At 59.1% G+C, this 8,614-nt stretch carries 8 protein-coding genes and 2 pseudogenes; 5 read left to right on the top strand and 5 right to left on the bottom strand.

The window, feature by feature from the left end; translation table 11 throughout:
• From AC1D17_RS26365 to AC1D17_RS26355, 3 genes are all read right to left on the bottom strand, one after another.
• Positions 1-689 (bottom strand): ABC transporter permease (locus AC1D17_RS26365; protein ID WP_477568223.1); only part of this gene is annotated, 689 nt, incomplete at its 3' end.
• 59 nt (positions 690-748) lie between these two features.
• On the bottom strand, positions 749-2,320 hold the full coding sequence (locus tag AC1D17_RS26360; RefSeq protein ID WP_477568222.1) for a sugar ABC transporter ATP-binding protein: 1,572 nt from the start codon (positions 2,318-2,320) through the stop codon (positions 749-751).
• A 61-nt stretch (positions 2,321-2,381) separates the two neighbouring features.
• On the bottom strand, positions 2,382-3,314 hold the full coding sequence (locus AC1D17_RS26355) for a substrate-binding domain-containing protein (RefSeq protein ID WP_477568221.1): 933 nt from the start codon (positions 3,312-3,314) through the stop codon (positions 2,382-2,384).
• A gap of 80 nt (positions 3,315-3,394) precedes the next feature.
• Here AC1D17_RS26355 and AC1D17_RS26350 point away from each other — a divergent pair, with 80 nt between their 5' ends.
• The 3 genes and pseudogenes from AC1D17_RS26350 to AC1D17_RS26340 all read left to right on the top strand — a co-directional run.
• Positions 3,395-4,504, top strand: coding sequence for a LacI family DNA-binding transcriptional regulator (locus tag AC1D17_RS26350; protein ID WP_477568220.1), 1,110 nt, complete (start codon positions 3,395-3,397; stop codon positions 4,502-4,504).
• A gap of 65 nt (positions 4,505-4,569) precedes the next feature.
• Positions 4,570-4,701, top strand: a complete 132-nt coding sequence (locus AC1D17_RS26345) for a hypothetical protein (protein WP_477568219.1) — start codon at positions 4,570-4,572, stop codon at positions 4,699-4,701.
• Between the two features lie 233 nt (positions 4,702-4,934).
• Positions 4,935-5,125: pseudogene (locus AC1D17_RS26340) on the top strand (IS30 family transposase); the annotation flags it as partial.
• A gap of 231 nt (positions 5,126-5,356) precedes the next feature.
• Here AC1D17_RS26340 and AC1D17_RS26335 read toward each other — a convergent pair.
• Positions 5,357-6,217, bottom strand: coding sequence for an urea carboxylase-associated family protein (locus AC1D17_RS26335; protein WP_477568218.1), 861 nt, complete (start codon positions 6,215-6,217; stop codon positions 5,357-5,359).
• On the opposite strand from AC1D17_RS26335, the gene AC1D17_RS26330 reads away from it, so the two are divergent.
• Positions 6,216-7,220: a LysR substrate-binding domain-containing protein gene (locus AC1D17_RS26330; RefSeq protein WP_477568217.1), complete on the top strand. Its 1,005-nt coding sequence runs from the start codon at positions 6,216-6,218 to the stop codon at positions 7,218-7,220. The genes AC1D17_RS26335 and AC1D17_RS26330 overlap by 2 nt on opposite strands.
• Before the next feature lie 98 nt (positions 7,221-7,318).
• Here the strand turns inward: AC1D17_RS26330 and AC1D17_RS26325 are convergent, their stop codons facing one another.
• Positions 7,319-8,191: a helix-turn-helix domain-containing protein gene (locus AC1D17_RS26325; RefSeq protein WP_477568216.1), complete on the bottom strand. Its 873-nt coding sequence runs from the start codon at positions 8,189-8,191 to the stop codon at positions 7,319-7,321.
• Between the two features lie 133 nt (positions 8,192-8,324).
• Between AC1D17_RS26325 and AC1D17_RS26320 the strand changes: the two are divergent.
• Positions 8,325-8,614: pseudogene (locus tag AC1D17_RS26320) on the top strand (N-acyl homoserine lactonase family protein); the annotation flags it as partial.

Genomic DNA, 8,614 nt, shown 5'->3' with positions numbered 1-8,614 from the left:
ATGTAGACCATGGCTGCAATCCCGACCAGCGCGCCAGCGATTGTGAAGGCCGCCACCTTGTAGAACATCAGAGAATGACCCGCGAGGCGCACGGCCTCCTCATTGTTGCCGATCCCGTAGAGCAAGCGGCCGAAGACTGTCTTGGACAGCACGAACCACGCGACCGCAACCAGTGCCAGGGCAATGAGAAATACCACCGGCACGCCGACCACCATCTGCGAACCAAAGGCATTGAAGCTTGGTGGGAACGAATAGATCGTACGCGCATCGGTCACTTGCAGAGCGGCTCCACGCGCGATGTTGAGCATGCCGAGCGTGACGATGAAGGACGGCAGGCCCCAATAGGCGCTGATCCAGCCATTGAGAAAGCCGCAGACGACGCCCGTGCCAATAGCCGCGAGCGTTGCAAGACCGACAGCCTGGGTCACGGAAAGGTCGGGGATGGTCAGCACCGTACCCGCCACAACCGCACAGAAGGCAAGCATGGATCCGACCGACAGATCGATGCCGCCGATCAGGATGACGAACGTCATGCCAATGGCAAGAATGAGGTTGATCGTGATCTGAGTCAGGATGTTGGAGATATTGTTGGGCGTCAGAAAATGCTCGGTGCTCAACGAGAAGAAAACGATCAGAAGCAGCAGTGCGATTCCTATGCCGGCATCGCGCAGCAGCAGTTTCATTGACATGCCCGACACAGATGACTCGGTGGGCGCGTTCAGCGTTGTCTTATCAAGTGATTGCATCGTTAGTGCCCCGTCTGTCTTCGTTCGCCCTGATAGGCAAAGGTCAAAATCTTTTCTTCGGAGAAATCCTCACGCGGCAGCTCGCCGACGATACGGTGCTGCGACATCACCATGATCCGGTCGCAAAGCGTCATCAGCTCCGGTAGCTCGGAAGAGACGACCAGCAAAGCCAGACCCTTTCCGGCGAGCCTACGGATCAGCGCATAGATTTCCGCCTTGGCCCCGACATCGACACCGCGGGTCGGCTCATCGAGCAGCAGGACCTGCGGATTGCGTGCCAGCCACTTGGCCAGAACCACCTTCTGCTGGTTGCCGCCTGAAAGCGTGGCGGCATGTTTCGACGGACCGCCGTATTTGAGCTTCAAATCAGCGCCGAGCTGTTCAGTCACCGCGATTTCCGCCTTCCGGTCGAGCAGGCCAAACCGCGAAATGCTCGACAGCGACGCAAGCGTTACGTTGGCAGCGATCGGCATCGTCAGGATCAAGCCCTCTTCCTTGCGGTCTTCGGTTACGAAGCCGATACCGGCGTGGATTGCCTCGCGAGGCGAGCGGCACGTGATGGGCTTGCCGTTTTTCAGAAGAGTTCCCGAGAGCGGCCGCTCGGCTGCGAAGATCGCGCGGAGCAATTCCGTCCGGCCCGAGCCCACAAGGCCCGCAATTCCCAGAATTTCGCCCTTGTGCAGATCAAGCGAAATGCCGTCCGCATGGGGCGATTGAGCATGGCGGAAATTGACGAGCGAGAGGGCGGTGTCCTGCCCTGCGCTGGATATCGCCTCACTTGCCATTTCTCTCTGCAACTGCTGACCCACCATACCTCGCACGAGTTCGTCATGGCTGGTTTCGCCGATCCGGCGAGAAAAAACAGTCTCGCCGTTGCGCAGAACTGTGACGCGGTCACAGATGCGGAAGATCTCGTCCAGGTGATGTGAGACGAAGATCACCGAGACGCCACGGCTGCGCAGGTCGTTGATGATGGCAAAAAGCCGATCCGTCTCGCGGGACGTGAGCGTCGCGGTCGGCTCGTCGAGAATGAGGACACGGCTCTCTGTCATGAGCGCACGGGCGACTTCGACCAACTGGCGGTGTGCGATGCCGAGACGCTCCACCGGCCAACGGACGTCGATATCCTTCAGACCAATGGCATCGAGGGCGGCGCGGGCACGTGCATTCATGTCGTTGCGCTTGACCACGCCAAACAGATTGCGCGGCAGGTGCTCGATGAAGATGTTTTCCGCGACGGAAAGGAAGGGAAGCAGGTTGAACTCCTGATGCACGACCTGAAGTCCGCGCGCCTTCGCATCATGTGGCGTCTGGGGCTCATAGGCTTCACCCGCCAGCCTGATTGCTCCTGAATCGGGTTTTACGATGCCGCAGAGGATCTTGATCAGAGTGGACTTGCCAGCACCGTTCTCGCCGATAAGCCCGTGTACCTCGCCGGGCGCAATGGACAATGTCACACCATTCAGCGCAACTGTGCCGCCGAAGCGTTTGCGGACGTCGTGCAGGTCGAGGATGGGTACACGCGTTGTCTCGGCCGCGGCAGCCTGCGCTACGCGGGAATCCGGATATGTCATGGGAACCCCTTCGGGAAGAGAACCGCACCGGAGACGTCCAGTGCGGCGCGAGTTGTCGGGGTTACTTCACGTTGTCTTTGGTGACGAGTTCGATGTTGGTCTTGACCCAGCCTTCGAGTTTCGGTCCGCCGGCCACGACTTCGAGTGCCTTGTCGATCGCGTCGGCCGCCATTTGCGAACCAAACTGGTCCACGGTGGCCAGCAGCTTGCCGTCCTTCACAAGCGGAGCGACAGCCGGCACATTGTCGAAGCCGACGACCTTGATGTCCGAACGACCGGCGGCGTCCAGCGCCTTGATGACGCCGATGGCCATCGAGTCATTGGCGGCCAGGACGCCCTGGACGTCGGGGTGCGCGGTCAGCATTGTCGAGAAGACGGAGTTGGCTTCTTCCGTTTCCCAATGCGCAGTCCTAGAGTCCAGAAGATCGAGCTTGCCCTCGGCGATTGCATCTTCGAAGCCAAGCTTGCGCTGGGCAGCGTTGTCAGCACCAGGATTGCCCTCAAGGATGACAACCTTGCCTCCCGCGCCCAGCGACTTGGCAAGAGCTTCGCCGACCATCTTGGCACCGCCACGATTGTCCGGGCCAACGAAGGCAAGATCGATGCCCGCATCCTTCTTCGCCTGCTCGTCGAGCGAGACGTCAAAGTTAATGACGGTAATTCCGGCATCCATCGCCTTCTTCAGCGGGGCGACCATTGCGCGGGAGTCGGCCGGCGCGATCACAATGGCATCGACGCCCTGGGTGATGAAATTCTCCACGCCGTTCAGCTGACTTTCGAAATCCGTTTCGTTCTGCATGCCGATGGCCTTGAGCTCGTAGTCACCGCGCTTTTTGGCATGGGCTTCGGCGCCTTCCAGCATGTTCTTGAAGAAGTCGTTGGCAAGCGACTTCATGACCAGCCCGACGACCGGCTTGTCTGCCGCGGACGCGATGGTCGGCAGTGCGGTCGCGAGCGAGAGCGCAAGAATAGATGCGGCTGTAAAGAATTTCATGTCCATCCTCCGTTGGTTCAGCGGCCCTCCAGCCGCTGATGAAACGTTTCATAGAATCTATGAGAACGTTAGAATGACCTATGCGGAAAATTTCAAAGCGTCAATATGAAACGTTTCATTTCGACAAAATTGTCTCTGCGGGGGACGAAACTATGCTATGCGGACGAAACCGTTTGGAGATCGCGTTGAACCCTACCGTCAAGGATGTGGCGAGGGATGCCGGAGTTTCTGTTGGAACCGTGTCCCGCGTGCTGGCTAAAAATGAGACTGTCAATCCGGCAATCCGGCAACGGGTTGAAGCGGTTATCGAGAGGCTGGGATACAGACCGAGCAGTCTTGGCAGGAACCTGCGGCTGAACAAGTCGGATATCATCGGCCTTGTCATCCCTGACATCACGAATCCGTATTTCGCGGAACTGGCCAAGCATTTGGAGACCCTCGCCTCGGCTGCGGGATACTCTGTTTTGTTGGCAAACACGCATGATGACCCAAAAGCCGAGTGCAAACAGGTTCAGAGCCTGCTCGGCCACGTGCCTGCCGGGATTGTCATCGCGCCGGTCAGCGGCAGCCTGGTCGGGGGAATTTTGCCCGATGGCCTGGTGAGCGTTACGATAGACCGCCCATTGACCGGGCATTCGCTGGTGGCGGTCGACAATTTCGAGGGTGGTCGGCTCGCGGCAAGCCACCTTCTGGAGCTCGGTCATCGCAGGATCGGTTACATCAGCGGCCCTTCCACAACAGATGTTTCGATACAGCGCTTGAACGGCTTTCGCTACCAGATCCAGGAGGTGCTTTCCAACCGGTCGCAAGGCGCTGTGGAACTGACGGTTCTCGAAGGCAACTTCGACTACAAGTCCGGAGAAGCGCTTGGCCGCAGGCTTTTGAATGGAGATGCAGACGTTCGCCCGACCGCGATCGCTACGGCGAATGATCAACAGGCAATCGGATTGCTGCGCGCTTCACGGGACCTGGGCATCCGGGTTCCGGAAGATCTGTCCATCGTCGGATTTGACGACATTCCATTGGCCTCTCTCGTCCTGCCCCGATTGACCACGGTTCGCCAGCCGATCGAGGAGATTGCGGAAATCGCTATCCGAGCGGTTCTCGGAAGAGGACCGGTTGAGGGACCGATCGCCCTGAAACCGTCTCTTGTCGAAAGAGACTCGACAGCGCCGCCGCCCATTTTTTGAGCGCCATTCGTGGCCCACATTCCGGCGCGTCGGTTCGCCTGGGAACGGCGGGGGGCATTGGTCGGTTGGCAGCGACGACTGTCTCCACACCGATCAATCTTTTAACCATGCCGCTGGATGAGCATAAGGTTGGCGGCGGAGACAAAGCAGCGCCGATTTTTGAAGATGCAGAACAAGGGGCAGGTAACGGAGCTTAAGGCGCCGACGGCCGGAGACAGGAATGCCATGAGTTGTTCAGGCTGATAGATCCGTTCCGATCGCTTCGCCGTAAGTATGCAGCGACCGTTGTCTCAGTCCATAAGACGTTCAGGGCCTGCTCCAGTTCCATAAGGTATCTTATCGATCTGGAACCTGTAGCCGGGGTGGGTTCAAGGATGAAGTACGACTTGCAATAGATAACAATGACTTATCCTTGCAAGGAACGAGAGGGTTCGCCTATTCCTCGGACGGCCAAGCAATAAGGCTATGGCCGCATCTGCCGGAGCACCGCGCCAGGCGCCGGCCACGGCACGCCAGACGCCGCCATGGTCGGCGGTTCACCCCGGACGTCAACATTCTCTACCGGCCCGACGTCGTTCAGAGCGCAAGCAGTTCGGGCACTGGGAATACGGCCTCATCCAACGGCTCGCGATGTCAGAGCGCGGACGGTACATGCTGCGTTGGAAACCTAACCGATCGGCGACGACGTTGCCGAACCCACTCCTTCCGACGACCACAAACGCGCACTGATCGCGGGACGGAACGAGAGCCGCTTCCCAGCAGTCGATCCTGCGCCTCCAGGGCCTATTCGTGGACCTTGTGAACGCTTCTGAAAGAAATACCGGCAACGTGAGCTGTTTTCCGGCGCTACATTCATTCCCCGTGCGTGCCGTCGTAGCCGCTGGTCGGCGGCGGCACCCAGCCTTCCGGCAGGCCCTTTGCCTTGAAAATTTCCACGAGCATCGGATAGCACTTCGCCGTATCGGAAGAATGTTGCGCCGAGCAATCCCCGCCCGGACAGGCCGACATGCAGCCAAGAAGATCGATCTCGGCGAAAAATTCGATGTAATCGCCCGGCCTCACCGGGCTCGCCTTCATAAAATACTGCCCCGTATCGCGCATGAAGCCCGTGCACATGAACACGTTCAGTACATCGTGCACGTAGGTCTCCGCCTCTTGCGGCGCCATGCCGGTCTTGCGTGCGAAAGCGCGGGTGAGGTTCGAGTGGCAGCAATAGTGGTACTGCCCTCCCTGGCTGAGCAGATTATGCGTATAGGGGTCGCAGCGCGTACCGATCACGTCATGCACCGCGCCGCCGAATTCATCAAAGCCGTACCAGTCCAGCGTGTCATGCGTGATAGTGGCGATGGGACGCAGATACGGAAAGTTGGAGAACAGCTGATCGCCAAGCCCAACATGGGTGCCGTTCAGTGCCCGCGTCTTGCCGGTATAGAGCCGCTCCTTCAGATCATTGGCGTTGAACAGGTTGAGATCCCCGACCTGCGGCCCCTCGCTGCAAACTATGCGGCAGAAGTGCCCCGCAGGTACCGTCCAGGTGGCAGCCGCCCGCGGAGGCACGACAACCGTTTCGATAAGCTCAAGATCGTCGCGCAGCGCCTGGTAAGCCGCCAAATCCGGCCGGGGCAGCGTCTCGACCGGATAACAGACCAGCGGCTGGATTGCCTTGCGTGCGGCAGCATCCGCGGGTGCGGTGGTTATCGGATTGGGTTTCATGAATTCCTCACTCTGGAGCCATCAGCTGGCAGCATTTATCACCGGCGGCAATGACCAAGGCAAACGTTGCTTTCTAACGCATGATGTAAGATTATCTAACATCATGAGTCACTTGCCCCCTCTCAATTGGCTGCGCGCCTTCGAAGCAGCAGGCCGTCTTTCCAGCTTCTCGAAAGCTGCAGACGAGCTATGCGTGACTCACTCCGCTGTAAGCCAGCAGATCAAAAAGCTCGAAGATTGGTGTGGGGTCGAGCTATTCCACCGCGACGTGTCGGGCGTCAGGGTAACCAAACGAGCAGAAGTGCTGTTTCGAGAGCTCAACAGAGATTTGGAACGAGTAGCCGATATATTTGATACGCTTAGAATAAGCGTGGTGCCGAACCAGTTGCGAGTTGCAGTCATTCCGTCCGTCGCCTCTCGCTTGCTCATTCCCAAAATCGCAGATTTCAAGAATGCCAATCCGCAGATTTCCCTGAACATCTCGTATGCCCTTGCAGGGGATAGGATCGATTTGTCCGAGCTCGACATTCTGATCACCTATCTGGATGGGCCATATGAAGGCCCCTACTCGGCGACAAAACTTCTGGCGGGTGAAGTTCGCCCGGTTTGTGCACCAAGCTATCTGGCACGCGCGCCGAGAACTGGAGATGGCATAGATTTCAGCGCAGCAACATTGCTGCACGATGAGGATCGCACTGCCTGGTCCAGATGGCTTCAGAAATGTGGCGTCGCATCCGAGAGCATAAACTCCAGTACCGTCTATGCCGATTTCAATCTCTTGAGCATTGCCGCCATCGCCGGGCACGGTGTTGCCCTGTGCCCTACATCGCTGATATGCGCCGAGCTGGAGAGAGGAGACTTGGTTCTGTTGTCGGATGTTCCCGAAAACTGCGACCGGAATTACCTTTTGTTTCAGCATCGGCGAAAGAACGACGCGGCTGACCGGTTTTGCTCATGGGCCAGTCACGCGTTGCCAAGCTCCCAGTTATCCACATTACCTTGAGAAGAAACCTACACAGCGGTAGGCTCCATTGTCTTCGAGGCGAGGCCATCCTCGTCACGATGACCGCCTTGAAAGTAATCGAACCGCACACCTGGTTATCAGGGGCGACGACCGCTTGGCGACTGGCCGAAGCTCTCCCGATATCGCCGGGCGAAATGCGAGCGCGAGGCGTAGCCGGCGGCCTCGGCGGCGGCAAAGCTCGATGCGCCGGATGCAAGGGCTCTCTGGCCGGCGCGAAGCCGCTCAACCCGGACGACCGCGCGGAAGGATGTGCCCTCGGCCGCAAGACGCCGGCGAAGGGTCGAAGCCCCAAAGCCGAGATGCTCTGCGACGCGCTCGACCGTCCAGGCCTCCGACGGCGCGCTTCCGATCAGCCAGGCGACTTCGTCCGACAGGCTCGCTTCGAACAGCGGACGGGCGGCAGGGATCGGCCGCAGGAGCGTCAACACTTCCATCAGCCGCACCGCCTTGACCGCTTCGCCCAGAGCTTCGCTGGCGATCGCCGTTGCCGCATGAACCAGTGTATCTACGAGATCCTGATCGAGTGGTACGCGAAACTGTCTGTCGCCATTGCGAATGCTCTCCTTCTCGCCTCCCGTAAGCGGCGTCACACCTGACGGTAGAGCCGGCACCTCCAGCAGCAGAGATTCATAGGATGAGGTCGGCCCGGCAGGAATATTGACGACATCCATCGGCACCCGTCCGGGCAGAACGAAGACCGTGCCCGGTTCGAACACATGGGGCGTATCGCCGAGCCAGACTTCCTTCTGCCCCCGCAGCAAAATGCCGATGACCGGGCAGGGAAGCTCGACCGCCCTCAGCCGCTCCCTGTCGATGGAGCAGTAGGAAAACAGCTGCCTGCCGCGCGCGAAGCGGCCCGCGGTGCCGTTCGGCGCCATCATCGGCCGTAAGCGTTCCACCAGCATGGAGCGGAGATGGGCGTCGTCGTTATTTTTGTAATGAATATTCATGGCGGGAAAGTTACTTCAGAGCGAACCAGGAAAAAACCCGGCCCATGAGCGTTTCGGGGTCAAAATCGATCGAATCGGACCCTGCACCGCTCGAGAGGTGCGTTAGAAGCGGTCACCATCCACGGAGACTACCATGAACCCGATTGCAACGATCTTCTTCGCCGGCGCTGCCCTGACGGCATCCACCGCTTATTCCGCCGACGTCGAGCTTTGGCGGCTCGACTGCGGCGAGATCGAGGTCCGTGACCTTTCGCTGTTTTCCGATACGTTCAATCATATCGGCGAGAAGCGCACCTTGACCGACAGCTGCTACCTGATCCGACACGATCAGGATTACATGCTCTGGGACGCCGGACTGCCGGCTGGCCTTCTGGGTGCGAAACTCGATCCGACCGCGGTCCTCGCACCGACGCTGGCCAAGGA

It is taken from the genome of Pararhizobium sp. P1_E7 (assembly GCF_056405855.1).
The sequence above is the reverse complement of the archived record's forward strand: the minus strand, read 5'-3'. Positions and strand labels throughout refer to the sequence as shown.

Coding starts and splice junctions, on each gene's coding strand:
- AC1D17_RS26360 (WP_477568222.1), bottom strand. CDS start 2,320: ATGACATATCCGGATTCCCGCGTAGCGCAGGCTGCCGCGGCCGAGACA.
- AC1D17_RS26330 (WP_477568217.1), top strand. CDS start 6,216: ATGAATTCCTCACTCTGGAGCCATCAGCTGGCAGCATTTATCACCGGC.
- AC1D17_RS26355 (WP_477568221.1), bottom strand. CDS start 3,314: ATGAAATTCTTTACAGCCGCATCTATTCTTGCGCTCTCGCTCGCGACC.
- AC1D17_RS26350 (WP_477568220.1), top strand. CDS start 3,395: ATGCGGAAAATTTCAAAGCGTCAATATGAAACGTTTCATTTCGACAAA.
- AC1D17_RS26335 (WP_477568218.1), bottom strand. CDS start 6,217: ATGAAACCCAATCCGATAACCACCGCACCCGCGGATGCTGCCGCACGC.
- AC1D17_RS26325 (WP_477568216.1), bottom strand. CDS start 8,191: ATGAATATTCATTACAAAAATAACGACGACGCCCATCTCCGCTCCATG.